29 protein-coding genes are annotated in these 26,572 nt (G+C 59.9%); 17 read left to right on the forward strand and 12 right to left on the reverse strand.

Translation table 11 applies throughout. The features are described 5' to 3' along the window. Positions 1 to 11: 11 nt before the first annotated feature. From rapZ to SLW74_RS06910, 9 genes are all read right to left on the reverse strand, one after another. The gene (rapZ, locus tag SLW74_RS06870) at positions 12 to 869 is read right to left on the reverse strand and encodes an RNase adapter RapZ (protein WP_065992073.1); all 858 of its coding nucleotides are present in this window, start codon (positions 867 to 869) and stop codon (positions 12 to 14) included. 2 nt (positions 870 to 871) lie between these two features. Beyond that, on the reverse strand, positions 872 to 1,336 hold the full coding sequence (gene ptsN, locus SLW74_RS06875) for a PTS IIA-like nitrogen regulatory protein PtsN (protein WP_065992075.1): 465 nt from the start codon (positions 1,334 to 1,336) through the stop codon (positions 872 to 874). Positions 1,337 to 1,348: 12 nt separating this feature from the next. Beyond that, on the reverse strand, positions 1,349 to 1,657 hold the full coding sequence (gene hpf, locus SLW74_RS06880; protein WP_037014798.1) for a ribosome hibernation-promoting factor, HPF/YfiA family: 309 nt from the start codon (positions 1,655 to 1,657) through the stop codon (positions 1,349 to 1,351). Between the two features lie 76 nt (positions 1,658 to 1,733). After that, entirely contained in the window at positions 1,734 to 3,227 is a 1,494-nt protein-coding gene (locus tag SLW74_RS06885; protein WP_065992077.1) for an RNA polymerase factor sigma-54, read from the reverse strand. A gap of 189 nt (positions 3,228 to 3,416) precedes the next feature. Continuing rightward, positions 3,417 to 4,142: an LPS export ABC transporter ATP-binding protein gene (gene lptB / locus SLW74_RS06890; RefSeq protein ID WP_065992079.1), complete on the reverse strand. Its 726-nt coding sequence runs from the start codon at positions 4,140 to 4,142 to the stop codon at positions 3,417 to 3,419. Then, the gene (gene lptA, locus SLW74_RS06895) at positions 4,142 to 4,684 is read right to left on the reverse strand and encodes a lipopolysaccharide transport periplasmic protein LptA (protein WP_037014791.1); all 543 of its coding nucleotides are present in this window, start codon (positions 4,682 to 4,684) and stop codon (positions 4,142 to 4,144) included. Before lptA ends, lptB begins: the two co-directional genes overlap by 1 nt. After that, positions 4,671 to 5,243, reverse strand: a complete 573-nt coding sequence (gene lptC, locus SLW74_RS06900) for an LPS export ABC transporter periplasmic protein LptC (RefSeq protein WP_037014789.1) — start codon at positions 5,241 to 5,243, stop codon at positions 4,671 to 4,673. The genes lptA and lptC overlap by 14 nt, the downstream gene beginning before the upstream one ends. 10 nt (positions 5,244 to 5,253) lie before the next feature. Next, positions 5,254 to 5,787 carry a 3-deoxy-manno-octulosonate-8-phosphatase KdsC gene (kdsC, locus tag SLW74_RS06905; RefSeq protein WP_065992081.1) on the reverse strand — a complete coding sequence of 178 codons (534 nt, stop codon included), beginning with the start codon at positions 5,785 to 5,787 and terminating at the stop codon, positions 5,254 to 5,256. Beyond that, the gene (locus SLW74_RS06910) at positions 5,788 to 6,762 is read right to left on the reverse strand and encodes a KpsF/GutQ family sugar-phosphate isomerase (RefSeq protein WP_065992085.1); all 975 of its coding nucleotides are present in this window, start codon (positions 6,760 to 6,762) and stop codon (positions 5,788 to 5,790) included. A gap of 308 nt (positions 6,763 to 7,070) precedes the next feature. On the opposite strand from SLW74_RS06910, the gene SLW74_RS06915 reads away from it, so the two are divergent. The 10 genes from SLW74_RS06915 to hisC all read left to right on the forward strand — a co-directional run bounded on the left by SLW74_RS06915 (position 7,071) and on the right by hisC (position 15,103). Continuing rightward, a complete protein-coding gene (locus SLW74_RS06915; protein ID WP_410928457.1) occupies positions 7,071 to 7,880 on the forward strand; it encodes an ATP-binding cassette domain-containing protein in 810 nt (269 codons plus the stop codon). After that, entirely contained in the window at positions 7,880 to 8,677 is a 798-nt protein-coding gene (gene mlaE, locus SLW74_RS06920) for a lipid asymmetry maintenance ABC transporter permease subunit MlaE (protein WP_192132717.1), read from the forward strand. The genes SLW74_RS06915 and mlaE overlap by 1 nt, the downstream gene beginning before the upstream one ends. Continuing rightward, positions 8,677 to 9,144, forward strand: a complete 468-nt coding sequence (gene mlaD / locus SLW74_RS06925; protein WP_065992091.1) for an outer membrane lipid asymmetry maintenance protein MlaD — start codon at positions 8,677 to 8,679, stop codon at positions 9,142 to 9,144. The genes mlaE and mlaD overlap by 1 nt, the downstream gene beginning before the upstream one ends. An 11-nt stretch (positions 9,145 to 9,155) precedes the next feature. Beyond that, a complete protein-coding gene (locus SLW74_RS06930; protein ID WP_065992093.1) occupies positions 9,156 to 9,812 on the forward strand; it encodes a phospholipid-binding protein MlaC in 657 nt (218 codons plus the stop codon). Then, positions 9,809 to 10,114: a lipid asymmetry maintenance protein MlaB gene (locus tag SLW74_RS06935; RefSeq protein WP_065992094.1), complete on the forward strand. Its 306-nt coding sequence runs from the start codon at positions 9,809 to 9,811 to the stop codon at positions 10,112 to 10,114. Before SLW74_RS06930 ends, SLW74_RS06935 begins: the two co-directional genes overlap by 4 nt. A 114-nt stretch (positions 10,115 to 10,228) precedes the next feature. Then, complete coding sequence (locus SLW74_RS06940; protein WP_410928458.1) at positions 10,229 to 10,468, forward strand: BolA family protein; 240 nt, start codon at positions 10,229 to 10,231, stop codon at positions 10,466 to 10,468. Positions 10,469 to 10,491: 23 nt separating this feature from the next. Beyond that, positions 10,492 to 11,757, forward strand: a complete 1,266-nt coding sequence (murA, locus tag SLW74_RS06945; protein ID WP_065993161.1) for a UDP-N-acetylglucosamine 1-carboxyvinyltransferase — start codon at positions 10,492 to 10,494, stop codon at positions 11,755 to 11,757. Between the two features lie 164 nt (positions 11,758 to 11,921). Then, on the forward strand, positions 11,922 to 12,557 hold the full coding sequence (hisG, locus tag SLW74_RS06950; protein WP_065992096.1) for an ATP phosphoribosyltransferase: 636 nt from the start codon (positions 11,922 to 11,924) through the stop codon (positions 12,555 to 12,557). 156 nt (positions 12,558 to 12,713) lie between these two features. After that, entirely contained in the window at positions 12,714 to 14,042 is a 1,329-nt protein-coding gene (gene hisD / locus SLW74_RS06955) for a histidinol dehydrogenase (protein ID WP_410928459.1), read from the forward strand. Between the two features lie 2 nt (positions 14,043 to 14,044). Continuing rightward, positions 14,045 to 15,103 carry a histidinol-phosphate transaminase gene (gene hisC, locus SLW74_RS06960; RefSeq protein ID WP_410928460.1) on the forward strand — a complete coding sequence of 353 codons (1,059 nt, stop codon included), beginning with the start codon at positions 14,045 to 14,047 and terminating at the stop codon, positions 15,101 to 15,103. A gap of 26 nt (positions 15,104 to 15,129) precedes the next feature. Here the strand turns inward: hisC and algW are convergent, their stop codons facing one another. Continuing rightward, on the reverse strand, positions 15,130 to 16,296 hold the full coding sequence (gene algW, locus SLW74_RS06965; RefSeq protein WP_065992102.1) for a Do family serine endopeptidase AlgW: 1,167 nt from the start codon (positions 16,294 to 16,296) through the stop codon (positions 15,130 to 15,132). Between the two features lie 98 nt (positions 16,297 to 16,394). Here algW and SLW74_RS06970 point away from each other — a divergent pair, with 98 nt between their 5' ends. From SLW74_RS06970 to cysN, 3 genes are all read left to right on the forward strand, one after another. Beyond that, entirely contained in the window at positions 16,395 to 17,153 is a 759-nt protein-coding gene (locus tag SLW74_RS06970; RefSeq protein WP_065992103.1) for a Nif3-like dinuclear metal center hexameric protein, read from the forward strand. Between the two features lie 146 nt (positions 17,154 to 17,299). Then, positions 17,300 to 18,217, forward strand: coding sequence for a sulfate adenylyltransferase subunit CysD (cysD, locus tag SLW74_RS06975; RefSeq protein ID WP_065992104.1), 918 nt, complete (start codon positions 17,300 to 17,302; stop codon positions 18,215 to 18,217). Positions 18,218 to 18,348: 131 nt separating this feature from the next. After that, positions 18,349 to 20,247, forward strand: coding sequence for a sulfate adenylyltransferase subunit CysN (gene cysN, locus SLW74_RS06980; protein ID WP_296308229.1), 1,899 nt, complete (start codon positions 18,349 to 18,351; stop codon positions 20,245 to 20,247). Between the two features lie 138 nt (positions 20,248 to 20,385). Here the strand turns inward: cysN and SLW74_RS06985 are convergent, their stop codons facing one another. Further along, positions 20,386 to 20,823 (reverse strand): YhcB family protein, encoded by a 438-nt coding sequence (locus SLW74_RS06985; RefSeq protein ID WP_065992106.1) that lies wholly within the window; start codon positions 20,821 to 20,823, stop codon positions 20,386 to 20,388. A gap of 145 nt (positions 20,824 to 20,968) precedes the next feature. On the opposite strand from SLW74_RS06985, the gene SLW74_RS06990 reads away from it, so the two are divergent. From SLW74_RS06990 to zapE, 3 genes are all read left to right on the forward strand, one after another. Next, on the forward strand, positions 20,969 to 21,598 hold the full coding sequence (locus SLW74_RS06990; RefSeq protein WP_192132727.1) for an alpha/beta hydrolase: 630 nt from the start codon (positions 20,969 to 20,971) through the stop codon (positions 21,596 to 21,598). Positions 21,599 to 21,626: 28 nt separating this feature from the next. Further along, positions 21,627 to 22,976 (forward strand): tryptophan--tRNA ligase, encoded by a 1,350-nt coding sequence (locus SLW74_RS06995; RefSeq protein ID WP_410928461.1) that lies wholly within the window; start codon positions 21,627 to 21,629, stop codon positions 22,974 to 22,976. Between the two features lie 61 nt (positions 22,977 to 23,037). Then, positions 23,038 to 24,132: a cell division protein ZapE gene (gene zapE, locus SLW74_RS07000; RefSeq protein WP_065992112.1), complete on the forward strand. Its 1,095-nt coding sequence runs from the start codon at positions 23,038 to 23,040 to the stop codon at positions 24,130 to 24,132. 84 nt (positions 24,133 to 24,216) lie between these two features. On the opposite strand, the gene SLW74_RS07005 is transcribed toward zapE, so the two are convergent. After that, positions 24,217 to 25,137 carry a GlxA family transcriptional regulator gene (locus SLW74_RS07005; RefSeq protein ID WP_172612965.1) on the reverse strand — a complete coding sequence of 307 codons (921 nt, stop codon included), beginning with the start codon at positions 25,135 to 25,137 and terminating at the stop codon, positions 24,217 to 24,219. A 220-nt stretch (positions 25,138 to 25,357) separates the two neighbouring features. On the opposite strand from SLW74_RS07005, the gene SLW74_RS07010 reads away from it, so the two are divergent. Beyond that, complete coding sequence (locus SLW74_RS07010; protein ID WP_410928462.1) at positions 25,358 to 26,494, forward strand: acyl-CoA dehydrogenase family protein; 1,137 nt, start codon at positions 25,358 to 25,360, stop codon at positions 26,492 to 26,494. Positions 26,495 to 26,572: the final 78 nt, after the last annotated feature.

Raw genomic sequence — 26,572 nt, forward strand, 5'->3', positions numbered from 1 at the left:
TGGAGGTCCTTTCAGCTTAGGTCGCGGTGGCGGACCTGAACATTCTTGAGCGATTGCTGCAGGACCTGACCCAGACGTTCGGTCAGGTAGACGGAGCGGTGGTGTCCGCCGGTGCAGCCAATGGCAATAGTGACGTAGGCGCGATTGCTGGCGGCAAAGCGCGGCAACCACTTATTGAGATACGAGAAGATGTCCTGGAACATTTCTTCGACGTCGGGTTGTGCTGCGAGGTACTCGGCAACCGGCTTGTCGAGGCCCGACTGCTCGCGCAGTTCGGGTTTCCAGTACGGGTTGGGCAGGCAGCGCACGTCGAACACCAGGTCGGCGTCCACGGGCATGCCACGCTTGAAGCCGAAGGATTCGATGAGGAAGGCAGTGCCCGGTTCGGGTTTGTTCAGCAGGCGCAATTTGAGAATGTCGCGCAGCTGATAGAGATTCAGGTGCGTAGTGTCGACCGTCAGATCAGCCAGATCGATGATCGGGCCGAGCAGGGTCTTCTCGTCACGAATGGCTTCGGCCAGCGAGCGCGTTGCCGTGCTCAACGGATGACGGCGACGGGTCTCGGAAAAACGCTTGAGCAGGGTAGGTTCATCTGCATCGAGGAACAGCACGTCGCACTGGATGTGGCGGGCGCGTACCTCGGCGAGCATGCGTGGGAATCGGGTCAGGTGACTGGGCAGGTTGCGCGCGTCAATCGAGACCGCCAGTAAAGGCTCGGCCAGTTCGGTGTTGATCAGTGCGCGCTCCGCCAGCTCCGGGAGCAGGCCGGCGGGCAAATTGTCGACGCAGTAGAAACCGCTGTCTTCAAGGACGTCGAGGGCCGTGCTCTTGCCGGAGCCGGAGCGGCCGCTGACGATGATCATGCGCATGATCAGTGACCGTTCTGGACGTCGAGCACGACGCTGTAAAGCTCTTCGTCGGTTTTGGCGGCGCGCAGGCGCTTACGCACATCGTCACGGTCGAGCATGCTGGCGATCTGGCGCAGCAGTTCCAGGTGAGCATCGGTGGCCGCTTCCGGGACCAGCAGCACAAACAGCAGGTCAACCGGCGCGCCGTCGATGGCGTCGAAATCGATGGGTTTCTCGAGATGCAGCACGGCGCTGACAGGCGTTGTACAGCCCTTCAGGCGGCAGTGGGGAATGGCGATGCCATTACCGAAACCGGTGGAGCCGAGTTTTTCACGGGCAATAAGGCTTTCAAACACCACCTGTTCATCAAGATCGGGCACTTGCTTGCCGATCATGCTGGCGATGTTTTGGAGTACGGCTTTTTTGCTGCCGCCTGGCACGTTCACGAGTGAACGGCCAGGGGTCAGAATATTTTCAAGTCGGATCATGAGTGGGGAGTGTCAGCGAGCAGTCGCGCCTTGCAGCAGACTTTGCTGTTTTTCCTTATGTTTTTTGAGTTGGCGGTCAAGCTTGTCGGCAAGCAGGTCAATGGCTGCATACATGTCGTCGTGTTCGGCGTTGGCAACCACTTCAGCGCCAGGAACGTGCAAGGTGGCTTCGATCTTCTGCTTGAGCTTCTCGACCTCCATCGTGACCTGCACATTCGTGATCTTGTCAAAGTGGCGTTCCAGTCGGGCGAGCTTCTCGCCGATGTAGGTACGCAGAGGTTCGGTCACTTCCAGCTGGTGTCCACTGATGTTGACTTGCATACAGCTTCTCCTTCGTTGCCAGTGCATTAAGAGGCAGGCGTAATGCCTGCCACTGGAACACTTTGACGTGTGACCTTTACATCAGTCGCTTGCGTTCGCTGGACGGCGAGATCCCAAGGGATTCTCGGTACTTGGCGACTGTGCGACGGGCCACTTGAATGCCTTGTGCTTCCAGTAAACCAGCGATCTTGCTGTCACTCAACGGCTTTTTCTGATTTTCCGCAGCGACCAGTTTTTTGATGATCGCGCGAATCGCCGTGGACGAGCATTCGCCGCCTTCCGAGGTGCTGACGTGGCTGGAAAAGAAATATTTGAGTTCGTAGATCCCGCGTGGGGTGTGCATGAATTTCTGCGTGGTGACCCGGGAAATCGTCGATTCGTGCATGCCGACCGCCTCAGCGATGTCATGCAGAACCAGCGGCTTCATGGCCTCGTCGCCGTACTCAAGGAAGCCGCGCTGGTGTTCAACGATTTGCGTTGCCACCTTCATCAGCGTCTCGTTACGGCTTTGCAGGCTCTTGATGAACCAGCGCGCTTCCTGCAGCTGATTGCGCATGAACGTATTGTCGGCGCTGGTATCGGCACGACGCACGAACCCCGCGTACTGCGGATTGACCCGCAGGCGCGGCACGGATTCCTGGTTCAGCTCCACCAGCCAGCGCTCGTTGTCCTTGCGCACGATGACGTCAGGCACAACGTATTCGGCTTCGCTGGACTCGATCTGCGAGCCGGGGCGCGGGTTGAGGCTCTGGACCAGTTCAATGACTTGCCGCAGGTCGTCTTCCTTGAGCTTCATGCGGCGCATCAGTTGCGCGTAGTCGCGGCTGCCCAACAGATCGATGTAGTCGCTGACCAGTTTCTGCGCTTCCGCCAGCCACCTGGTTTTGGCCGGCAACTGACGGAGCTGCAGCAGCAGGCATTCGCTCAGGTTGCGAGCGCCGATGCCCGCAGGCTCGAACTGCTGGATGCGGTGCAGAACGGCTTCGATTTCGTCCAGCTCGATATCGAGCTCAGGATCGAAAGCGTCGAGCAATTCTTCCAGTGTTTCGTCGAGGTAACCCTGGTTGTTGATGCAGTCGATCAGCGTCACGGCGATCAGGCGATCGGTGTCCGACATCGGCGCGAGGTTGAGCTGCCAGAGCAGGTGGCTTTGCAGGCTTTCGCCAACGGAGGTGCGGGTGGTGAAATCCCACTCGTCATCGTCATTGCTGGGCAGGCTGCTGGCGCTGGTCTGATAGACGTCTTCCCACGCGGTGTCGACAGGCAACTCGTTGGGGATGCGCTCGTTCCAGTCGCCCTCATCCAGATTGTCGACGGTAGGCGCCGATTCCTGGTAGGTGGGCTCCTGAACATCAGCGTTGGGCTTTTGCTCTACGTTATCCGCCAAGGGGTCGGCGTTGTCGAAATCGTCGCCTTCCTCCTGCCGTTCCAGCATCGGGTTCGACTCCAGCGCCTCCTGAATCTCCTGTTGGAGATCCAGCGTCGACAACTGAAGCAAGCGGATTGCCTGTTGCAGCTGAGGTGTCATCGTCAGCTGCTGGCCCATTCTCAAGACTAGCGAAGGTTTCATGGCAGGGCTTAACACCTTATTCGCCGGCGCACTGCGCGCCATTTACTACCAGGGCGCCGAGGGCGCCAACTTAAGCAAATTATATGCCTGAAGCTGGAGGGTTTGCCTAGAGTGTGATGACAATTAAAAAACGAGGTCGGCGATAGCGCGCGTTGCGGCGTACCGCACAACCTCGTGTCATCACTGCGGTTACAGGCGGAACTCGTGACCCAGATAAACTTCCTTGACCAATTGGTTGGCCAGGATGGATTCGGCGTCGCCTTCGGCAATTAGCTGCCCATCGTTGACGATGTAGGCGGTTTCGCAGATATCCAGCGTTTCACGCACGTTGTGGTCGGTGATCAGCACGCCGATCCCTTTGGCCTTGAGGTGGTGAATGATCTGCTTGATGTCGCCTACGGAAATAGGGTCAACACCGGCAAAAGGTTCGTCGAGCAGAATGAATTTCGGCGAAGTGGCGAGGGCGCGTGCGATTTCCACGCGGCGACGTTCACCGCCCGACAGGCTCATGCCCAGGTTGTCGCGAATGTGAGTGATGTGGAATTCCTGCAGCAGGCTTTCCAGCTCCTTGCGACGGGCAGTGCGATCGAGCTCCTTGCGGGTCTCCAGAATCGCCATGATGTTGTCCGAGACGGAGAGCTTGCGGAAAATCGACGCTTCCTGTGGCAGGTAGCCAATACCGGCGCGTGCGCGGCCGTGCATCGGCTGGTGGCTGACGTCCTGGTCGTCGATCAGGACGCGACCCTGATCGGCCTGAACCAGGCCGACGATCATGTAGAAGCAGGTGGTCTTGCCGGCGCCGTTGGGGCCGAGCAGGCCGACAATCTGACCGCTCTCGATGGACAGGCTGACGTCACGTACGACCTGGCGGCTTTTATAGGCCTTGGCCAGATGTTGGGCTTTCAGCGTTGCCATTACTGGGCCTTCTGCTGGTCGGTTTTCTTTTTCGGCTGGATGACCATGTCGATGCGAGGGCGTGGTGCGGTGACCTTGGTGCCGTTGGCACGGCCGGCGTTCACGACCTGCTTGACGGTGTCATAGACGATTTTCTCGCCTTCGGACGTGTTGCCGTCGTTGACTACTTTGGCCTTGTCGATCAGCACGATGCGGTTCTGGGCCGCGAAGTACTGGATGGTGACGCCCCAAGCCTGAACGATCGGTTTGTCCACCGATGGCTTCTGCTCGTAATAGGCCAGGTTGCCCACGGACGTGAACACGTCCACGTCGCCTTGCGGTGTCCGGGTGATGGTCACGGTGTTGCCGGTGATCTTCATCGTGCCCTGGGTGATGATGACATTGCCTTTGTAAGTGGCGATGCCTTGCTTGTCGTCCAGTTGCGCGTCATCCGACTGGATGTGGATGGGTTGATCGCGATCCGTCGGCAGAGACCAGGCGCTCGCGCTTCCCAGTGCTGCGCCCAGGCCGAGCAAAAAAGGAAGGGTTTTAACGAGCCTCATACTGTCCTCTTACGTTGGATAGCAGGTTCATCCTGCTTTCTTTCAGATACGCTTTCATACCCGTGCCGGTCGTTACACCGCCAAGGCCGTCGATTCTAACGGGTTGGGCAGTCTCCGCATATTGCTTCTGCGGGAATACAGTCATGCGGCTGCTGGTGATGATGGTGGTGCGATTCTTTTCATCGGTGCGGTTGATGCGCACCGAGTCGATCAGCTCGACGTGATCACCCCCCGGCGACACTTCGGCGCGAACGCTCTGTACGTGCCACGGGAAGGTCGAACCTCGATACATCTGCAGCACCGGCGTGGTCATCAGGGTGACGTCGGTGGCTTTCAAGTGCTCGACCTTGTCGGCGGTCATGTCGTACTGCATGGTTCCGTCGGGCAGGTACTGAATGCTGTGGGCGTTGGTCGCGTAATAATCGACAGCGCTTTCATCCACGGCAGCCTTGGGTTGATCGAGGAAGCTTTCCGGACTGATGTTCCAGTAGCCGACCGCTGCCAGCAGCAATGCCAGCACACCGAACAGCAGAAACGTACGAAACTTTTTGCTCAGCATAAATGCACTTCTATAGGTAGGCGGCATGAGCCGCTTCGAGGTTGCCCTGAGCCTTCAGGATCAACTCGCAGAATTCGCGGGCAGCGCCTTCGCCGCCACGTGCCTGGGTAATGCCATCGGCATGCTCGCGGACAAAGCTGGCAGCATTGGCAACGGCCATGCCCAGGCCGACCCGGCGAATGACCGGCAGATCAGGCAGATCGTCACCCAGATACGCGACCTGCTCGTAGCTTAGATTCAGTTGCTGCAAAAGCTCGTCGAGGACCACGAGTTTGTCTTCGCGGCCCTGATAAAGGTGCGCGATGCCGAGGTTCTTCGCTCGCCGCTCAACCACGGGGGTCTTGCGCCCGCTGATGATGGCAGTGGTCACGCCCGAGTTGATGAGCATCTTGATGCCCTGGCCGTCGAGGGTGTTGAACGTCTTGAACTCGCTGCCGTCTTCGAGGAAATACAGGCGCCCATCGGTGAGTACGCCATCGACGTCGAAGATCGCCAGTTTGATGTTCTTGCCGCGTTGCATCAGGTCATTCATATCGGCGCTCATTTACATGACGCCTGCGCGAAGCAGGTCTTGAAGGTTGAACGCGCCAACCGGGCGGTCGTTCTCGTCGACCACAATAAGTGCGCCGATCTTGTTGTCTTCCATGATTTTCAAAGCTTCGGCCGCGAGCATTTCCGGCCGTACAGTCTTGCCATGGACGGTCATCACTTCATCAATGGTGGCCAGGCGTATGTCGATCGGGCGATCCAGCGTGCGACGCAAGTCACCGTCCGTGAAGATACCGGCAAGGCGTCCGTCGCTCTCGAGGATGGCGGTCATGCCCAGCCCCTTGCGGGTCATTTCCATCAGCGAATCGCGAAGCGGCGTGCCCCGCGCAACCTGCGGCAGGTTGGCGCCAGTGTGCATCACATGCTCGACCTTCAACAGCAGCCGACGACCCAGCGCACCGCCCGGGTGGGAAAAGGCGAAGTCTTCGGCGGTGAAGCCTCTGGCGTCCAGCAGTGCAACGGCCAGAGCGTCGCCCATGACCAGCGCCGCCGTGGTGGAGGAGGTGGGCGCCAGATTCAGCGGGCAGGCTTCTTTTTCGACCCGCGCATTGAGGTTGACGTCGGCGGCTTTGGCCAGCGTTGAGTCCGGGTTGCCAGTAAGGCTGATCATCTTGATGCCCAGACGCTTGATCAGCGGCAGCAACGTGACGATCTCGGCCGTCGTGCCCGAGTTGGACAGGGCCAGAATGATGTCGGCACTGGTGATCATGCCCATGTCGCCGTGGCTGGCCTCGGCCGGGTGCACGAAAAACGAGGGAGTGCCGGTGCTGGCGAGGGTCGCGGCGATCTTCTTGCCGATATGGCCCGACTTGCCCATGCCGACCACGACCACGCGGCCCTGACTGCCCAGAATCATGTCGCATGCGCTGACGAAATCGGCATTGATATGCGCAAGCAGACCTTCCACGGCTTCTATTTCAAGGCGGATGGTGCTCTGTGCCGATTCAATCAGATTGCGCGCATTGGACATATCGGAAGGGGTCGCTTGGTCAAAAGCCGGGGATTATAGCGGCAATGTTCAAAAGCCTCACGCTTCATCGTTGCTGTTTGTTTAATGAAAGGACACGTCCTTCAGCAACTGCGTGATAAAGGCTGGCGATGGGTACGAAAATTCCACACCGTCCTTAATACCCTTCTTTGTTTGCGACTTGACACGTTGAAGCTTGGGCGGCGTGCGAGAGCGGTGGTATAGTCCGCCGCTTGTTCGGCCCCTCCAAAAGTGTGTCGTTCGTCAAGAACGCGGCATCTGAGAGACAGGTTGCATCGCAAGGAGTTTAGATGAGTGCCGATAACGCCTACGCGGTCGAGCTGAAGGGCGTTTCCTTCAAGCGCGGTGCGCGCAGCATCTTCAATAATGTGGACATCAGCATCCCCCGGGGCAAAGTCACCGGCATCATGGGGCCGTCCGGCAGTGGTAAAACCACCCTGCTGCGATTGATGGGAGCACAACTGCGTCCCAGCGCTGGCGAAGTCTGGGTCAATGGCCAGAATTTGCCCAAGCTATCGCGCAGCGATCTTTTCGACGCGCGCAAGCAGATGGGCGTGCTCTTTCAGAGCGGCGCACTGTTCACCGACCTCGACGTTTTCGAAAATGTGGCGTTTCCGCTGCGGGTTCACACCAAGCTGCCTGAAGACATGATCCGCGACATCGTCCTGCTGAAGCTGCAGGCGGTCGGGCTTCGTGGGGCCGTTGATCTGATGCCCGACGAGCTGTCGGGTGGCATGAAGCGTCGTGTTGCGCTGGCGCGTGCCATCGCGCTGGATCCCCAGATCCTCATGTACGACGAACCCTTCGTGGGCCAGGACCCTATCGCCATGGGCGTGCTGGTTCGGCTGATCAGGCTGCTGAATGACGCGCTGGGTATCACCAGTATCGTGGTGTCCCACGACCTCGCCGAGACCGCGAGCATCGCCGACTATCTCTATGTCGTCGGTGACGGTCAGGTGCTGGGGCAGGGCACACCGCAGGAACTGATGGAGTCGGATAACCCTCGTATACGTCAGTTCATGACGGGCGATCCCGACGGGCCGGTGCCTTTCCATTATCCGACACCGGATTATCGCGACGATCTTTTGGGGAAGCGCTGATGCGCAGAAAGTCTTTAATGGATCGCGTACGCCTGATGGGGCGTTCGGCGATCGATATAGTTGCAGTGCTGGGTCGTTCAGGGATTTTTCTGGTTCATGCGTTGCTCGGGCGTGGCGGAATCGGCGGCGGCTTTCAGCTGCTGCTGCGTCAGCTGCACTCGGTAGGCGTCATGTCTCTGGCCATTATTGTCGTGTCCGGCGTGTTCATCGGCATGGTGCTGGCGCTGCAAGGCTTCAGCATTCTCGCCAAGTACGGCTCCGAGCAGGCGGTGGGGCAGATGGTTGCCCTGACGCTGCTGCGTGAACTCGGTCCGGTCGTTACCGCTCTATTGTTCGCCGGTCGTGCAGGCTCTGCGCTCACCGCTGAAATCGGCAACATGAAATCCACCGAGCAGCTTTCCAGCCTCGAGATGATTGGCGTTGACCCTCTCAAATACATCGTCGCGCCGCGTCTCTGGGCAGGCTTCATCTCGCTGCCGGTGCTGGCGCTGATCTTCAGCGTGGTTGGCATCTGGGGTGGTTCGTGGGTGGCGGTCGACTGGCTGGGCGTTTACGAAGGCTCCTTCTGGGCCAACATGCAGAACAGCGTTTCGTTTACCGATGATGTACTCAACGGTGTCATCAAGAGCGTCGTGTTCGCTTTTGTCGTCACCTGGATTGCCGTGTTTCAGGGCTATGACTGCGAGCCGACGTCCGAAGGGATCAGTCGCGCCACGACCAAGACCGTGGTCTACGCGTCATTGGCCGTACTGGGCCTGGACTTTATTATGACCGCCTTGATGTTTGGAGACTTCTGATGCAAAACCGCACCCTCGAAACCGGTGTAGGCCTGTTTCTGCTGGCCGGTATCCTGGCTTTGCTCCTGCTCGCCCTGCGCGTCAGCGGTCTGAGTGCCAGCGCCAACACCGACACTTATAAACTTTACGCAAATTTCGACAATATCGCCGGTTTGACTGTCAGAGCGAAAGTGACCATGGCCGGTGTGAACATTGGCAAGGTCACTGCAATCGATCTGGATCACGATACCTTCACCGGTCGTGTGACGATGGAAGTGAACAAACGGGTCAATAACCTGCCTTCGGATTCCACCGCTTCCATTCTGACCGCGGGCCTGCTGGGTGAAAAATACATCGGCATCAGTGTCGGTGGTGATGACCAGCTGTTGAAAGACGGCGGCACCATCCATGACACCCAGTCCTCGTTGGTACTCGAAGACCTGATCGGTAAATTCCTGCTCAATTCAGTGGGCAAAGACGCCAAATGAGGAGTTTTTTCATGATCTCGATTCTGCGCCGTGGCCTTCTGGTGCTGCTGGCCGCCCTGCCATTGTTTGCTAATGCAGCGGCGTCCGATGCTTCCGCCCACGACCTGGTTGATCGCACCACCAAGCAATTGCTGGCTGACCTGTCCGCCAACAAGGAAACCTACAAGTCCAATCCGCAAGCGTTCTACGATGCACTCAATGGCATCGTCGGCCCGGTCATTGACGCCGATGGCATTTCCAAAAGCATCATGACCGTGAAGTATTCGCGCAACGCCACCCCGGCGCAGATGCAGCGGTTCCAGGAAAACTTCAAGCGCAGTCTGATCCAGTTCTATGGCAACGCACTGCTTGAGTACAACAACCAGGGCATCACTGTTTCTCCTGCCAAGCAGGAAGGTGCTGATCGCACTTCCGTTGACATGTCGGTCAAGGGCAACAACGGCGCGGTTTACCCTGTTTCCTACACCCTCGTTAAAATCGGCGGTGAGTGGAAAGTGCGTAACGTGATCATCAACGGCATCAACATCGGCAAGCTGTTCCGCGATCAGTTCGCTGACGCCATGCAGCGCAACGGTAACAACCTGGACAAAACCATCGACGGTTGGGCTGGCGAAGTCGCCAAGGCCAAAGAGACCTCGGAAGCCTCCAGCGACAAGGTCGTCAAATGAGTCAAGCGTCCGTTACTGCCGCTGGCGGCGGAGAGCTGATGCTCTCCGGCGTGGTCGACTATCGGACCGGGCCCGCCTTGCGCGAGCAGGGCGCGGCGCTCATTAAGGCCAGCACCGAAGCGGCTTTGACGCTGGACTGCTCCGGCGTGGAAAAATCCAGCAGTGTCGGCCTTTCATTGCTCCTCGCATTCATGCGCGATGCTCAGGCGGCGGGCAAGTTACTCACCGTCCGGGCGTTGCCAGAAGACATGCAGGAAATCGCCAAAGTCTCTGAGCTCACCGAGCTGTTGCAGCACCATTAATTGCTTTCATCGATCAAGCCCCTCGTCCGCCCCTTGCAAAGTAGGGTTCGCAACGAGAGGGCTTTTTTGTATGATGGCCGACCCGCGCGCGTAGGGCGCCGATAGAGGTTAAGCATGCAGGCCGTAGAAGTTAAAAGCTTCCTGGAAGCTAAGTTGCCAGATATCCAGGTCGAAGTTGAAGGCGAAGGCTGTAATTTCCAGCTGAACGTGATCGGCGACGAACTGGCCGCACTGAGCCCGGTCAAGCGCCAGCAGCAGATCTACACGCATTTGAACCCATGGATCGCCGATGGCAGCATCCACGCGGTCACCATGAAATTTTTCAGCCGCGCTGCCTGGGCCGAGCGCACCTGAGCCAAAACGGCGTCGAGATTCCAATGGATAAACTGATTATTACTGGCGGCATTCGTCTTGATGGCGAAATCCGCATCTCCGGGGCGAAAAACTCCGCTCTGCCGATTCTCGCAGCCACGCTGCTGGCTGATGGTCCTGTGACCGTCGCCAACCTGCCGCACCTGCACGACATCACCACCATGATCGAGCTGTTCGGTCGCATGGGGATCGAGCCGATCATCGACGAGAAGCTCAGCGTCGAAATCGATCCGCGCACCATCAAGACCCTGGTCGCTCCGTACGAACTGGTGAAAACCATGCGTGCGTCGATCCTCGTGCTGGGTCCGATGGTTGCCCGATTCGGTGAAGCCGAAGTGGCACTGCCTGGCGGTTGCGCCATCGGTTCGCGTCCTGTCGATCTGCACATCCGTGGTCTTGAAGCCATGGGCGCGATCATCGACGTCGAAGGCGGTTACATCAAGGCCAAGGCGCCGGAAGGCGGCCTGCGTGGCGCGCACTTCTTCTTCGACACCGTCAGCGTCACCGGTACCGAGAACATCATGATGGCCGCTGCACTGGCCAACGGCCGCAGCGTCCTGCAAAACGCCGCGCGTGAACCTGAAGTCGTCGACCTGGCGAACTTCATCAACGCCATGGGCGGTAAAGTCTCTGGCGCCGGCACCGACACCATCACCATCGATGGCGTTAAACGTCTCGGTTCGGCGACCTATCGCGTGATGCCCGACCGTATCGAAACCGGCACCTATCTGGTGGCGGCGGCGGCAACCGGCGGCCGTGTGAAGCTCAAGGACACCGATCCGACGATTCTCGAAGCGGTTCTCGAGAAGCTGCGTGAAGCCGGTGCCGAGATCACCACGGGCAGCAACTGGATCGAGTTGAACATGCACGGCAAACGTCCGAAAGCGGTCAACGTGCGCACTGCGCCGTATCCGGCGTTTCCGACCGACATGCAGGCGCAGTTCATCTCGCTGAATGCCATTGCCGAGGGTACCGGAACGGTCATCGAGACCATCTTCGAAAACCGCTTCATGCACGTGTATGAAATGCACCGCATGGGCGCGCAGATTCAGGTCGAAGGCAACACCGCGATTGTCACCGGTTGCACCAAGCTCAAGGGCGCGCCTGTGATGGCGACCGACCTGCGTGCCTCGGCGAGCCTGGTCATTTCGGCGCTGGTTGCCGAAGGCGACACGCTGATCGACCGCATCTACCACATCGACCGTGGTTACGAGTGCATCGAAGAAAAACTGCAGATGCTGGGCGCGAAGATCCGTCGCGTTCCGGGCTAGTCAGCTGCTGCGCGTTTGCCCGGGTCGATTTGATCGACTCGGGCGACGTGTCTGGCCCAAGGGCCAAGACTTTCTGATTCGTTTCACTTCGGCTTTTTGAGCCGGAGGTTGTCGGGCGCCAGTTGCGACCCGGCACGCGCTGCTGATAAGGACTGACGTTTCCCATGTTGACCATCGCACTGTCCAAGGGCCGTATCCTCGACGACACCTTGCCGCTGCTCGCTGCGGCGGGCATCGTGCCGACCGAGAATCCGGACAAGAGCCGCAAGCTGATCATCCCCACGACCCAGGCCGACGTGCGCTTGCTGATCGTGCGTGCCACCGACGTGCCGACCTATGTCGAGCATGGCGCTGCGGATCTCGGCGTCGCGGGCAAGGACGTGTTGATGGAATACGGCGGTCAGGGGCTTTATGAGCCCCTCGACCTGCAAATCGCCCAGTGCAAGCTGATGACTGCAGGTGCAGTCGGCGCCGTCGAACCCAAGGGTCGGCTGCGTGTGGCGACCAAGTTCGTCAATGTTGCCAAGCGCTATTACGCCGAACAGGGCCGTCAGGTCGATATCATAAAGCTGTACGGCTCCATGGAACTCGCGCCGCTCGTGGGCCTGGCCGACAAGATCATCGACGTCGTCGACACCGGCAACACGCTGCGTGCCAACGGCCTCGAACCCCAGGACATGATTGCCCACATCAGCTCCCGTCTGGTGGTGAACAAGGCATCCATGAAAATGCAGCACGCCCGTATCCAGTCGTTGATCGACACCCTGCGCACAGCCGTGGAGTCGCGACACCGCGGTTGACTGAATCGCGTGACCCTCAACAGGATCACGCCCAGCTATCCGTGTCATAGCCAAATTTCTCAGGTGCCCGCGCGGATGGCTTGCTAGCTTAGGCATCTGCCTATCCTTGCAACTGAAATCGCCACCTGAGAAATCGCCATCATTGAGGCCCACGCTATGACCACTCCCAACGCTATTCGCCGACTCAACGCCGCCGATCCGGACTTCTCCCGTCATCTGGATCATCTGCTGAGCTGGGAAAGTGTGTCTGACGACTCGGTCAATGAGCGTGTGCTGGACATCATCAAGAACGTGCGCGAGCGCGGCGATGCGGCGTTGGTGGAATACACCCGTCGTTTCGACGGGCTGGACGTGGCGTCGATGGCGGACCTGATTCTGCCGCGCGAGCGTCTTGAGCTGGCACTGACCCGCATCACGCCCGCCCAGCGCCAGGCCCTTGAAAAAGCGGCCGACCGCGTGCGCAGTTACCACGAGCGGCAGAAGCAGGACTCCTGGAGCTACACCGAGGCCGACGGCACCGTGCTGGGCCAGAAGGTCACCCCGCTGGACCGCGCCGGCCTGTACGTGCCGGGCGGTAAAGCCTCTTACCCGTCGTCAGTGTTGATGAACGCCATTCCGGCCAAAGTTGCTGGCGTGGGCGAAGTGGTCATGGTCGTGCCGACCCCGCGCGGTGAGCTCAACGAGCTGGTACTGGCGGCGGCCTGCATCGCCGGCGTCGATCGCGTGTTCACCATCGGTGGCGCGCAGGCGGTTGCGGCGCTGGCCTATGGCACTGAAAGCGTGCCGCAGGTGGACAAGGTCGTCGGCCCGGGCAACATCTATGTGGCCACCGCCAAGCGTCATGTTTTCGGTCAGGTGGGCATCGACATGATCGCCGGGCCTTCGGAGATTCTGGTGGTGTGCGACGGTCAGACCGATCCGGACTGGATCGCCATGGACCTGTTCTCCCAGGCCGAGCACGACGAGGACGCCCAGGCGATTCTGGTCAGCCCGGATGCCGAATTCCTTGACCGGGTCGCGGCCAGCATCGCCAAACTGATGCCGACGATGGAGCGCGCGGAAATCATTCAGACCTCGATCAATGGCCGCGGCGCCTTGATCAAAGTGGCCGACATGACTCAGGCCATTGAAGTCGCCAACCGGATTGCGCCGGAGCACCTGGAGTTGTCGGTGGCTGATCCACAGGCCTGGCTGCCGCAGATCCGCCACGCCGGCGCGATCTTCATGGGCCGCCACACCTCTGAAGCGCTGGGCGACTACTGCGCCGGTCCCAACCACGTGTTGCCCACTTCGGGCACCGCACGGTTCTCGTCGCCGCTGGGCGTGTACGATTTTCAGAAACGCTCATCGATCATTTTCTGCTCGGAGCAGGGCGCGTCCGAACTGGGCAAAACGGCTTCGGTGCTGGCACGCGGCGAGTCGTTGACCGCCCACGCCCGCAGCGCCGAATACCGCATCGTCGACACCGAACAAGAGGGCAACTGAGCATGAGCAAATTCTGGAGTCCCTTCGTCAACGACCTGGTGCCTTATGTGCCGGGCGAGCAGCCCAAGCTGACCAAACTGGTGAAGCTCAACACCAACGAAAACCCCTATGGCCCGTCGCCCAAGGCGATCGATGCCATGCGTGCGGCGGTCAGTGATGAACTGCGTCTGTATCCCGATCCCAACAGCGATTTGCTGAAGCACGCGGTGGCGCGTTATTACGGCGTCGACGCCAGTCGGGTGTTCCTCGGCAACGGTTCGGACGAGGTGCTCGCCCACGCCTATAACGCGTTCTTCCGACAGGACAAACCGCTGCTGTTCCCGGACATCAGCTACAGCTTCTATCCGGTGTACTGCGGCCTGTATGGCGTCGACTACGAAGCCGTGCCGCTTGACGAACAGTTTCAGATTCGTGCCGAAGATTACGCGCGTCCCAATGGCGGCATCATTTTCCCGAACCCGAACGCACCCACCGGCTGCCTGTTGGCCCTCGATGCCGTCGAGCAGATCCTCAAGAACAGCCCGGATTCAGTGGTGATCGTCGACGAGGCGTACGTCGACTTCGGCGGCGACACCGCGATCAGCCTGGTGGATCGCTATCCGAACCTGCTGGTCACTCAGACACTGTCCAAATCGCGCTCCCTCGCTGGGCTGCGGGTGGGCCTCGCAGTGGGGCATCCGGACCTCATCGAGGCGCTGGAACGGGTCAAGAACAGCTTCAACTCGTATCCCCTGGACCGTATGGCCATTGTCGGCGCAGCAGCGGCCTTCGAGGATCGCGCGTATTTCGAGAGCACCTGCCAGCGCGTGATCGCCAGCCGTGAAGCGCTCGTCGAACAGCTGGAAGGCAAGGGTTTTGAGGTGCTGCCATCGGCCGCGAATTTCATCTTTGCCCGCCACCCTCAGCATGACGCAGCGGGTCTGGCGGCAAAGGTGCGGGAGCAGGGCGTGATCGTGCGCCACTTCAAACAGGCGCGCATCGCGCAATTCCTGCGCATCACCATCGGCACGCCTGAACAGAATCAGGCGCTGGTGGATGCCTTGGGGGACCTCTCGAGCTGAGTTGACGGCTGCTTCATCGCAACCGATCAATCCTCCGCCGCAGGCGCCGTTGTCTGCGGTGGACGCACGCCCACCTCGGCGCTCAGCTTCAGTTCCTTGCCGTTGCGCATGACCTCAATGGCGATCTTGTCGCTCGGCTTGGTGCGCGCCACCTGATTCATGGAGCGGCGCCCGTCGCCCGCTGGCTCGCCGTTGATGCTCAAAATCACATCACCCAGCTGCAATCCGGCCTTCTGCGCCGGCCCATCGCGGAAAATCCCGGCGACCACGATCCCTGGGCGGTCCTTAAGGCCAAAGGATTCCGACAGTTCCTCCGTCAGCGGCTGTACCTCAATCCCCAACCAGCCGCGAATCACCTGACCGTGCTCAATGATCGACTTCATCACCTCCAGAGCCAGCTTGGTCGGAATCGCAAAACCGATGCCTTGGGAGCCACCGGACTTGGAGAAGATCGCCGTGTTGATCCCGGTCAGGTTGCCATTGGCGTCCACCAGTGCGCCGCCCGAGTTGCCGGGGTTGATCGCGGCGTCGGTCTGAATGAAATCTTCGTAGGTGTTGAGGCCCAGCTGATTGCGCCCGGTGGCACTGATGATGCCCATGGTCACGGTCTGGCCGACGCCGAACGGGTTACCGATGGCCAACGCAACGTCGCCGATGCGGATGGCGTCGGAACGGCCGAGGGTAATGGACGGCAGGTTCTTGAGGTCGATCTTCAGGACCGCAAGGTCGGTTTCCGGATCGCTGCCGACGACTTTGGCGATCGTCTCGCGGCCGTCCTTGAGCGCCACGACAATCTGGTCTGCACCGGAGGTGACGTGGTTGTTGGTCAGCAGATAGCCTTCCGGACTCATGATTACGGCCGATCCCAGGCTCGACTGCATGCGCTTTTGTTTAGGCAGGTTGTCGCCGAAGAAACGACGAAACTGCGGGTCGTCGAACAGCGGATGGTTGGGTTTATTGCTGTTGTTGACCATCTTGGTCGTGTACAGATTCGCCACGGCGGGGGCGGCGTTGCTGACGGCGTCCGCGTACGATACCGGGCCCTGTTGCACAAAGGTCTGCTGGGGCGCTTGTTGCAGGTTCACGTCCTGGCTTGGAAGCCCGACCCACTGGGGATAGCGCTGGATTATCAGTAAAGCGATAAGCACACCAGCGAGCAAGGGCCAGCCGAGAAAACGCAGCGCTTTGAACATTGAGCGGAGTCCTGAAGGTAGAAGCGCCTAGCTGCGCCATAATGGCCGGCATTATACGAGGACCGACACGGTCTGGACTGCATATTTAGGAGAGTTTTATGGCCGTTGCCCTGAGCACCCTGGTGGAAGAAGCGGACCGCTATCTCGGTAGCGCGCGGATTCAGGATTATTGCCCGAACGGCCTGCAGGTCGAGGGTCGGCCGCAGGTCAGGCGAATCGTCTCCGGCGTCACCGCGAGTCAGGCGCTGCTGGACGCGGCGGTGGAGGCCAATGCCGATCTGGTGCTGGTGCATCACGGCTATTTCTGGAAAGGCGAGAATCCCTGCATCACCGGCATGAAACAGCGTCGGCTGAAAACGCTGCTCAAGCACGACATCAGCCTGCTGTCCTATCACTTGCCCCTCGACCTTCACGCCGACGTGGGCAACAACGTTCAGTTGGCCCAGCAACTGGAGATCACCGTCGAAGGCCCGCTGGACCCGGACAATCCACGCATCGTCGGGCTGGTCGGCTCACTCAGCGAGGCGATCACGCCACGGGATTTCGCCCACCGCGTGCAGACTGCATTGGGACGCGAGCCGCTGCTGATCGAGGGTGAAGGGATGATCCGCCGGGTCGGCTGGTGCACCGGAGGCGGGCAGGGCTACATCGATCAGGCCGTTCTGGCCGGCGTGGACCTGTATTTGAGCGGGGAGGCGTCCGAGCAGACCTTTCACAGCGCCCGGGAAAACGGTATCAGCTTCATCGCCGCCGGCCATCACGCCACGGAGCGGTATGGTGTGCAGGCCCTGGGCGATTATCTGGCGCGGCGCTTTGCCCTTGAACATCTGTTTATCGATTGTCCGAACCCGATCTAAACCGTCCTGAGGTCCAAAGCCTGAGCTATATGGATAGATCGTTTCGATCTATCCACGCCGCTGAATAGAAGCAGGCGCCATGATAAAGTGCCTCGCTCGATAGAGCCCGCAGGCTCTCCACACACGTACGTTATCCGTGAGTAACCATGGTCGACAAACTGACGCATCTGAAACAGCTGGAGGCGGAAAGCATCCACATTATCCGCGAGGTCGCTGCCGAGTTCGATAACCCGGTGATGCTGTACTCCGTCGGTAAAGACTCTGCCGTGATGCTGCATCTGGCGCGCAAGGCCTTCTTTCCGGGCAAGCTGCCGTTCCCGGTGATGCACGTCGACACACGCTGGAAATTCCAGGAGATGTACCGCTTCCGCGACAAGATGGTCGAGGAGATGGGCCTGGATCTGATCGTGCACGTGAACCCGGACGGCGTCGCGCAGGGTATCAACCCGCTGACCCACGGCAGCTCGAAGCACACCGATATCATGAAAACCCAAGGCCTCAAGCAGGCTCTGGACAAGCACGGCTTTGATGCCGCGTTCGGCGGTGCCCGTCGTGACGAAGAGAAATCCCGCGCCAAAGAGCGCGTGTATTCCTTCCGCGACACCAAGCACCGCTGGGACCCGAAAAACCAGCGTCCCGAGTTGTGGAACGTGTACAACGGCAACGTCAACAAAGGCGAGTCGATCCGCGTGTTCCCGCTTTCCAACTGGACCGAGCTGGACATCTGGCAGTACATCTACCTCGAAGGCATTCCGATCGTCCCGCTGTATTTCGCCGCCGAGCGCGAAGTCATCGAGATGAACGGCACCTGGATCATGATCGACGACGACCGCCTGCGTAATCACCTGTCCGACGAGGACAAGAAGCGCATCGTCAAGAAGAAGGTCCGCTTCCGCACACTGGGCGACTACCCGTTGACGGGCGCTGTCGAGTCCGAGGCCACCAGCCTCACCGACATCATTCAGGAAATGCTCCTGACGCGAACTTCCGAGCGCCAGGGCCGGGTCATCGACCACGATGGCGCAGGCTCGATGGAAGAAAAGAAACGCCAAGGCTACTTCTAGCTGCAAGCTGCAAGCAGCAAGTTGGAAGCTTCAAGCCGAAACGCTGAAGCTCACTTGAACCGGAAGAATTTTGACTAGCTGTATGCCGACGAGCTTGCCGCTTGAAGCTTACAGCTTGGAGCTTGAACCCAATGAGCCATCAATCTGAATTGATCAGCGAGGACATCCTCGCCTATCTGGGCCAGCATGAACGCAAGGAAATGCTGCGTTTCCTGACCTGTGGCAACGTCGACGACGGCAAGAGCACGTTGATCGGGCGTCTGCTGCACGATTCCAAGATGATCTACGAAGATCACCTGGAAGCCATCACCCGCGATTCGAAGAAATCCGGCACCACCGGCGATGAGGTCGATCTGGCGCTGCTGGTCGACGGGCTGCAGGCCGAGCGCGAGCAGGGCATCACCATCGATGTCGCCTACCGCTACTTCTCCACTGCCAAGCGCAAGTTCATCATCGCCGACACCCCCGGCCATGAGCAGTACACCCGCAACATGGCCACCGGTGCGTCCACCTGTGACCTGGCGATCATTCTGGTGGACGCCCGCTACGGCGTGCAGACCCAGACCAAGCGCCATAGCTACATCGCCTCGTTGCTGGGCATCAAGCACATTGTGGTCGCCATCAACAAGATGGACCTCAATGGCTTCGACGAGACCATCTTCGAGCAGATCAAGGCCGATTACCTGGCGTTCGCCGACCGCATTGCGCTGAAGCCGACCACCATGGAATTCGTGCCGATGTCGGCCCTCAAGGGCGACAACGTAGTCAACCGGAGCGAGCGTTCGCCGTGGTACACCGGCAAGTCGCTGATGGAGATTCTTGAAACCGTCGAGATCGCCAACGACCGCAATTTCACTGACCTGCGTTTTCCGGTGCAATACGTCAACCGTCCGAACCTGAACTTCCGCGGTTTCGCCGGCACCCTGGCGAGCGGCATCGTGCACAAGGGCGACGAAGTGGTTGTGCTGCCGTCCGGCAAGAGCAGCCGCGTGAAATCCATCGTCACCTTCGAAGGTGAGCTGGAGCATGCGGGCCCGGGTCAGGCGGTGACGCTGACCATGGAAGACGAAATCGACATCTCCCGTGGCGACCTTCTGGTGCATGCCGACAATGTCCCACAGGTGGCCGACGCCTTCGACGCCATGCTGGTGTGGATGGCCGAAGAGCCGATGCTGCCGGGCAAGAAATACGACATCAAACGCGCCACGTCCTACGTGCCGGGTTCGATTGCCAGCATCACCCATCGTGTTGACGTGAACACGCTGGAAGAAGGCCCGGCCAGTTCGCTGCAGCTGAATGAAATCGGCCGCGTGAAGATCGCACTGGACGCACCGATTGCCCTCGACGGCTACGACAGCAACCGCACCACGGGCGCGTTCATCGTCATCGACCGTTTGACCAACGGCACCGTGGCGGCCGGCATGATCATCGCCAAGCCGGTGGTTGCGGGCGGCGGGAGTCATCACGGCGCGCTGGCCCATGTTTCGACAGAAGAGCGCGCTCAGCGCTTCGGCCAGAAGCCGGCCACCGTGCTGTTCAGCGGTTTGTCGGGTGCAGGCAAGAGCACGCTGGCATATGCCGTGGAGCGCAAGCTTTTCGACATGGGCCGTGCGGTGTTCGTCCTTGATGGCCAGAACCTGCGTCACGACCTCAACAAGGGCTTGCCGCAGGATCGCGCCGGCCGCACCGAGAACTGGCGTCGTGCCGCCCACGTTGCGCGTCAGTTCAACGAAGCCGGCCTGCTGACCCTCGCGGCGTTCGTCGCGCCGGACGCCGGCGGTCGGCAGAATGCCAAGGCCCTGATCGGCGATGATCGACTGATCACCGTGTACGTACAGGCGTCGCCTCAAGTCTGCCGCGAGCGTGACCCGCAAGGGCTCTACGCTGCCGACAAGGACAACATCCCGGGTGAATCCTTCCCGTATGACGTCCCGCTGGACGCCGACCTGGTCATCGACACGCAGTCGCTGAATGTCGAAGAAAGCGTCAAGCAAGTGCTGGATCTGCTGCGAGCTCGCGGCGCGATCTAAACGCTGTTCGCTGTACAAAAACCCGCCGATGATGGCGGGTTTTTTGTTTCCCTCCATTACCCGTCGCCGCCAACCGACTGCCCACAAAAAAGCCCGCCGTTGGTTAGCAACGGCGGGCTTTTGGTGTTTCGAGTCGCGTTATTTTTTCAAGCCGTAATGCTCATCCAGCATGCCGGGGGAGTCAGGCGACTTGGGCGCGTAGTCCTTCGGCGGTTCAGCCGCGGTGCGCGGTGGCGTCAGGCGATCGCGGTGTGGATGGAGCGCGTCCGGGTGCAGCGCGGCCAGCAGGCGTTGACGGGTGATGTCGTCGGTGGCCAGGCGGTTGGCGCCTTCGGCCAGATGCTCCTGAACATCGTGGTAGCTTTGCGACAGCTTCTGCACCAGATTGGCGGTGCTGTTGAAGTGAGTGATCACCTCGTTCTGATACGTATCGAAACGCTCCTGAACGTCATCCAGCTGGCGCTGAGTCCCGTTAGGCACGGCATTGGGCAGCGCGCGCGCCACGAAGAAACCGATGATCACACCAACCACCAGGGCGATGGTCGGCAGCAACCAAACTAAGAGCGAGTAATCCACGAGTCCTTCCTCTATAAACGGCTTTGCTTTACGTTAACGGCTCGAACCTGCGCTGTATAGCGGCGACGTGTCGCCAGCCTGCCAGCCACAGACAATCAGCTAGACGAGTCGACCCAATTGAAGGTCACGGAGTTCATTCTTGCTCATGCGTGAGACCCCTGTATTCATCGACGGCCCGGCGGGCCAACTTGAAGCGTTGTACCTCGATCTGGACGAGGCCAGAGGCATCGCCCTGATATGCCATCCTAACCCGGTTCAGGGCGGCACCATGCTCAATAAAGTGATTTCGACCCTGCAGCGCACCGCGCGCGATGCCGGTCTTATCACCCTGCGCTTCAACTATCGTGGCGTTGGCGCGAGCGCCGGCAGCTCGGACATGGGGGAGGGCGAAGTCGACGACGCACAGGCGGCGGCGAACTGGCTGCGCGACAAACATCCCGACCTGCCCATGACGTTGTTCGGATTTTCCTTCGGCGGTTTCGTGGCGGCTACCCTGGGCGGGCGTCTTGAGGCCAAGGGCGAAACCCTGAAGCATCTGTTCATGGTCGCACCAGCCGTGATGCGCATCGCCAGTGTGGAAGCATTGCCGCAGAAGGGTCTGCTGACGCTTATTCAGCCGGACACCGATGAAGTCGTTGACCCACAACGTGTGTACGCGTGGTCTGACACGCTTCAGCGCCCCCATGAGCTGCTGAAAGTGGCAGAATGCGGGCACTTTTTTCACGGCAAGCTGACCGATCTCAAGGATCTGATTCTGCCGCGCCTTTCGAATTGATCGCAGCACCCAAAATAAGCGACTAGCCATGACCACTCGTATCCTGACCGGTATCACCACCACCGGCACACCGCACCTGGGCAACTACGCCGGCGCCATCCGCCCGGCCATCGTGGCCAGCCGCCAAAGCGATGCCGACTCTTTCTACTTCCTGGCTGACTACCACGCGCTGATCAAATGCGATGACCCGCTGCGCATTCAGCGCTCGCGTCTGGAAATCGCCGCGACCTGGCTCGCGGCAGGGCTGGACGTCGAGCGCGTGACGTTCTATCGCCAGTCCGACATTCCGGAAATTCCCGAACTGACCTGGCTGCTGACCTGCGTGGCCGGCAAGGGCCTGCTCAATCGCGCTCACGCTTACAAGGCCTCGGTGGACAAGAACGTCGAAGCCGGCGAAGACCCGGACGCCGGCATCACCATGGGCCTGTTCAGCTATCCCGTGCTGATGGCCGCCGACATCCTGATGTTCAACGCCCATCAAGTGCCTGTCGGCCGCGATCAGATCCAGCACGTCGAGATGGCGCGCGACATCGGTCAGCGCTTCAATCACCTGTTCGGTAACGGCAAAGAGTTCTTTGTAATGCCGGAAGCGCTGATCGAAGAAAGCGTCGCGACGCTGCCTGGCCTGGACGGTCGCAAGATGTCGAAGAGCTACGACAACACCGTCCCGCTGTTCACCAGCGCCAAAGACATGAAGGACGCGATCTCGCGCATCGTCACTGACTCGCGTCTGCCAGGCGAAGCCAAGGATCCGGACACGTCGCACCTGTTCACGCTGTACCAGGCATTCGCCAGTAAAGAGCAAGGCGACGAGTTCCGCACCGACCTGTTGCAGGGGTTGGGTTGGGGCGACGCCAAGCAACGCCTGTTCCAGTTGCTGGACGCGGAGTTGGGCGAAGCCCGCGAGCATTACCATCGCCTGATCGAGCGCCCCGCCGACCTGGAAGACATCCTGCAAGCGGGTGCCGAGAAGGCCCGTCGTGTGGCCACGCCGTTTCTGGGCGAACTGCGTGAAGCGGTCGGCCTGCGTTCATTCCGCACCGCCGCGCAAACCGTCACGGCGACCAAGAAGAAGGCCGGCAAAGGCCCGCGCTTCGTCAGTTTCCGTGAAGACGACGGCAGTTTCCGTTTCCGGTTGCTGGCGGCCGATGGCGAGCAACTGCTGCTGTCGCGCCACTTCGCAGACGGCAAGGCGGCCGGCGCCGTGACCAAACAGCTGCAGCAGGGCGGTGCGCTGGACATTCGGCCCGAAGGCGATGCCTTCACCTTGTGGCTGAGTGACACCTGTGTCGCCGACAGCCCGGCGTTCGCCGATGCCGCCGCCCGTGACGCCGCGATCGAGAGCCTGAAACTGGCGCTCGCGCCACAACAGGATTAATTGCCATTCCAATGGGCCGTCGCTACAGTGACGGCCCGTTTTTGCTCCCTTGCAAGCGACTATGACCCCTCTAGAACGATACCAAGCTGACCTGAAGCGTCCGGACTTTTTCCACGACGCCGCGCAAGAGAATGCTGTGCGCCATCTGCAGCGTCTGTACGACGATCTGGTCGCCGCCCATGACCGCAAGCCGGGATTGCTGGGCAAGCTGTTCGGCAAGAAAGAAGCCCCGATTGTGAAGGGGCTGTATTTCTGGGGCGGTGTGGGCCGGGGCAAGACCTACCTGGTCGACACCTTCTTCGAAGCGCTTCCGTTTGAAGACAAGACGCGCACGCACTTCCACCGCTTCATGAAGCGTGTGCACGAGGAAATGAAAAACCTCAAGGGCGAGAAGAACCCGCTGACCCTGATCGCCAAGCAGTTTTCCGAGGAAGCGCGGGTGATCTGTTTCGACGAATTCTTCGTATCGGACATCACCGACGCGATGATCCTCGGCACACTGATGGAAGAGCTGTTCAAGAACGGCGTGACCCTGGTCGCGACGTCGAACATCGTTCCCGACGGCCTGTACAAGGACGGTTTGCAGCGTGCGCGCTTCCTGCCGGCGATTGCGCTGATCAAGCAGAACACCGAGATCGTCAACGTCGACAGCGGCGTCGACTATCGCCTGCGCCATCTTGAGCAAGCGGAGCTGTTCCACTTCCCGCTGAACGAAGCGGCAGAGGAGAGCCTGCGCAAGAGCTTCCGTGCGTTGACCCCGGAATGCACCAAGGCCATCGAGAACGATGTGCTGATCATCGAGAATCGGCAGATCAAGGCGATCCGTACCTGCGACGACGTGGCGTGGTTCGACTTCCGTGAGCTGTGCGATGGCCCGCGTAGCCAGAACGACTACATCGAACTCGGCAAGATCTTCCATGCGGTGCTGCTCAGCGGCGTGGAGCAGATGAGCGTGACCACGGACGACATCGCGCGTCGGTTCATCAACATGGTCGACGAGTTCTACGACCGCAACGTCAAGTTGATCATCTCGGCGGAAGTCGAATTGAAAGACCTGTACACCGGCGGTCGCCTGAACTTCGAATTCCAGCGCACGCTCAGCCGCTTGCTGGAAATGCAGTCCCACGAATTTCTGTCGCGGGCGCATAAGCCCTAGGCGGGAGCTGCAAGCTTCAAGCGGAAAGCTGCAAGAGGAGATATCGCTCACTTGCAGCTTAAAGCTTGCCGCTTGAAGCTGCTGTCAGGCCGCCTGCTGGAACTGCTGGCGGTACTGATTCGGCGACAGGTCGGTGTGTTGACGGAACAGCCGCGCGAAGAAGCTGGCGTCGTCGTAGCCCACTTCGTAGCTGATGGTCTTGATGCTCTTGCGTGAGCCTGACAGCAAGCCCTTTGCGGTTTCGATGCGCAGGCGTTGCAGGTAATGCAGCGGCTTGTCGCCCGTTGCGGTCTGGAAGCGGCGCATGAAGTTGCGGATGCTCATGCCGTGCTCGCGGGCTACATCCTCGAAACGGAATTTGTCGGCGAAGTGTTCTTCGAGCCAGTGCTGGATCTGCAGGATGATCACGTCCTGGTGCAGCTTTTGCCCGCCAAACCCAATCCGTCCCGGTGCGTAGCTGCGTTGCACTTCGTAGAGAATGTCGCGAGCGACGGTCTGCGCAACATGGGCGCCGCAGAAGCGCTCGATCAGGTAGATATAAAGATCACACGCTGAGATCGTGCCGCCTGCGCAATACAGGTTATCGGCGTCGGTGAGGTGTTTTTCCTGATTCAGCAGCACGTTCGGAAAACGCTCGGCGAACTCGTTGAAAAACCGCCAGTAGGTGGTCGCCTCCTTGCCGTCGAGCAGCCCCGCATCCCCAAGCCAGAACACACCGCTGGCCTCACCGCAGAGCACAGCGCCGCGCGCATGTTGCTCGCGCAGCCACGGCAGGATTTGCGGATAGCGCTCGCGCAGGGTGTCAAAGTCTTCGACGAAAGCAGGAAGGATGATGATGTCGCTGTGTTCAAGCACACCGTCTACGGGGATCACGACGTCGCTGAAACTGCGAACTTCCTTTCCGTCCGGGCTGACCAGTCGGGTTTCGAAGGCCGGCTTGAAGCCCTGTCCCAACTGCTTGCCGTAGCGCAGGCTGGCGAGGTGAAAGAAGTCTTTGGCTTGCATGAGCGTGGACGCAAAAATGCCATCAATCGCAAGAATGCTGACACGCCGCAATGGCGTGTTGGGTTGGATAGACATAGTCTTTTGTTCTTATATGGGAAAGTGGTCAAGCAACGGCGTGATCGTCTTATTTTTTGTCGGATGTGTCCAGTGTCGCCGTCAACCGGCTGCGCCTACGCTCTGCTGACGTTTTGTCCGACAATCCTTCGCGCCAGGTGCAGCCATGCTCGCCAGAACACTCTTCAGCTCAGAACACGAACTGTTCCGTAACAGCGTCCGCAAGTTCTTCGAACAGCACGCGGTGCCGTTTCATGCCCAGTGGGAGAAGCAGGGCCACATCGACCGTACGCTGTGGAACCGGGCGGGGGAGCAGGGCATGTTGTGTTCGCACCTGCCGGAAGAGTACGGCGGCATGGGCGCGGACTTCCTCTACACCACGGTGGTGATCGAGGAAATCTCTCGCCTCGGCCTGACCGGTATCGGGTTCTCTCTGCATTCGGATATCGTCGCGCCGTACATCCTCCACTACGGAAGTGAGGCGCTGAAGCTCCAATATTTGCCCAAGCTGGTGTCGGGGGAGCTGGTGACCGCCATCGCGATGACCGAACCGGGCGCGGGGTCCGACCTGCAAGGGGTCAAGACCACCGCAGTGCTGGATGGCGACGAGTACATCATCAATGGTTCGAAAACCTTCATCACCAACGGGTTTCTCGCTGATCTGGTGATTGTCGTCGCGAAGACTGATCCCGGTGCAGGCGCGAAGGGCACCAGCCTGTTTGTCGTGGAGGCGGGCACGGCCGGTTTTGCGAAGGGCAAGCGATTGGAAAAGGTCGGCATGAAGGCGCAGGACACGTCGGAATTGTTCTTCCAGGACGTGAGAGTGCCCAAGGAGAACCTGCTGGGTCAGGCCGGGATGGGTTTCGCGTATTTGATGCAGGAACTCCCGCAGGAGCGCCTGACGGTCGCCATCGGCGCCATTGCCTCCGCCGAAGCGGCCTTGCAATGGACGCTCGACTACACGCGGGAGCGCAAGGCGTTTGGCAAGGCCATCATCGATTTTCAGAACACCCGCTTCAAACTGGCCGAAATCGCCACTGAAGTTCAGATTGGTCGTACGTTCATTGATCGGTGCCTGGAGTTGCACCTGGAAGGGAAGCTGGATGTGCCCACGGCGGCCATGGCGAAATACTGGTCAACTGACCTGCAATGCAAGGTGCTGGACGAATGCGTGCAGCTGCATGGCGGCTACGGCTTCATGTGGGAATACCCGATCGCCCGGGCTTGGGCCGATGCGCGGGTGCAGCGGATTTATGCCGGGACCAACGAAATCATGAAAGAGATCATTGCCCGGTCTCTGTGAAGCTCGACACAGGCCTGTAGGAGCGCGCTTGCCCGCGAAATGGCGGTAGGTCAGCCAAGCCGTCGGTGACTGATCAAA

Source organism: Pseudomonas sp. W5-36 (assembly GCF_046540455.1).
GTDB lineage: Bacteria > Pseudomonadota > Gammaproteobacteria > Pseudomonadales > Pseudomonadaceae > Aquipseudomonas > Aquipseudomonas graminis_B.

Bases quoted from the DNA above. Each gene is read 5' to 3' on its own strand.
- rapZ (WP_065992073.1), bottom strand. From the start codon at position 869: ATGCGCATGATCATCGTCAGCGGCCGCTCCGGCTCCGGCAAGAGCACG.
- ptsN (WP_065992075.1), bottom strand. From the start codon at position 1,336: ATGATCCGACTTGAAAATATTCTGACCCCTGGCCGTTCACTCGTGAAC.
- hpf (WP_037014798.1), bottom strand. From the start codon at position 1,657: ATGCAAGTCAACATCAGTGGACACCAGCTGGAAGTGACCGAACCTCTG.
- SLW74_RS06885 (WP_065992077.1), bottom strand. From the start codon at position 3,227: ATGAAACCTTCGCTAGTCTTGAGAATGGGCCAGCAGCTGACGATGACA.
- lptB (WP_065992079.1), bottom strand. From the start codon at position 4,142: ATGGCAACGCTGAAAGCCCAACATCTGGCCAAGGCCTATAAAAGCCGC.
- lptA (WP_037014791.1), bottom strand. From the start codon at position 4,684: ATGAGGCTCGTTAAAACCCTTCCTTTTTTGCTCGGCCTGGGCGCAGCA.
- lptC (WP_037014789.1), bottom strand. From the start codon at position 5,243: ATGCTGAGCAAAAAGTTTCGTACGTTTCTGCTGTTCGGTGTGCTGGCA.
- kdsC (WP_065992081.1), bottom strand. From the start codon at position 5,787: ATGAGCGCCGATATGAATGACCTGATGCAACGCGGCAAGAACATCAAA.
- SLW74_RS06910 (WP_065992085.1), bottom strand. From the start codon at position 6,762: ATGTCCAATGCGCGCAATCTGATTGAATCGGCACAGAGCACCATCCGC.
- SLW74_RS06915 (WP_410928457.1), top strand. From the start codon at position 7,071: ATGAGTGCCGATAACGCCTACGCGGTCGAGCTGAAGGGCGTTTCCTTC.
- mlaE (WP_192132717.1), top strand. From the start codon at position 7,880: ATGCGCAGAAAGTCTTTAATGGATCGCGTACGCCTGATGGGGCGTTCG.
- mlaD (WP_065992091.1), top strand. From the start codon at position 8,677: ATGCAAAACCGCACCCTCGAAACCGGTGTAGGCCTGTTTCTGCTGGCC.
- SLW74_RS06930 (WP_065992093.1), top strand. From the start codon at position 9,156: ATGATCTCGATTCTGCGCCGTGGCCTTCTGGTGCTGCTGGCCGCCCTG.
- SLW74_RS06935 (WP_065992094.1), top strand. From the start codon at position 9,809: ATGAGTCAAGCGTCCGTTACTGCCGCTGGCGGCGGAGAGCTGATGCTC.
- SLW74_RS06940 (WP_410928458.1), top strand. From the start codon at position 10,229: ATGCAGGCCGTAGAAGTTAAAAGCTTCCTGGAAGCTAAGTTGCCAGAT.
- murA (WP_065993161.1), top strand. From the start codon at position 10,492: ATGGATAAACTGATTATTACTGGCGGCATTCGTCTTGATGGCGAAATC.
- hisG (WP_065992096.1), top strand. From the start codon at position 11,922: ATGTTGACCATCGCACTGTCCAAGGGCCGTATCCTCGACGACACCTTG.
- hisD (WP_410928459.1), top strand. From the start codon at position 12,714: ATGACCACTCCCAACGCTATTCGCCGACTCAACGCCGCCGATCCGGAC.
- hisC (WP_410928460.1), top strand. From the start codon at position 14,045: ATGAGCAAATTCTGGAGTCCCTTCGTCAACGACCTGGTGCCTTATGTG.
- algW (WP_065992102.1), bottom strand. From the start codon at position 16,296: ATGTTCAAAGCGCTGCGTTTTCTCGGCTGGCCCTTGCTCGCTGGTGTG.
- SLW74_RS06970 (WP_065992103.1), top strand. From the start codon at position 16,395: ATGGCCGTTGCCCTGAGCACCCTGGTGGAAGAAGCGGACCGCTATCTC.
- cysD (WP_065992104.1), top strand. From the start codon at position 17,300: ATGGTCGACAAACTGACGCATCTGAAACAGCTGGAGGCGGAAAGCATC.
- cysN (WP_296308229.1), top strand. From the start codon at position 18,349: ATGAGCCATCAATCTGAATTGATCAGCGAGGACATCCTCGCCTATCTG.
- SLW74_RS06990 (WP_192132727.1), top strand. From the start codon at position 20,969: ATGCGTGAGACCCCTGTATTCATCGACGGCCCGGCGGGCCAACTTGAA.
- SLW74_RS06995 (WP_410928461.1), top strand. From the start codon at position 21,627: ATGACCACTCGTATCCTGACCGGTATCACCACCACCGGCACACCGCAC.
- zapE (WP_065992112.1), top strand. From the start codon at position 23,038: ATGACCCCTCTAGAACGATACCAAGCTGACCTGAAGCGTCCGGACTTT.
- SLW74_RS07005 (WP_172612965.1), bottom strand. From the start codon at position 25,137: ATGCAAGCCAAAGACTTCTTTCACCTCGCCAGCCTGCGCTACGGCAAG.
- SLW74_RS07010 (WP_410928462.1), top strand. From the start codon at position 25,358: ATGCTCGCCAGAACACTCTTCAGCTCAGAACACGAACTGTTCCGTAAC.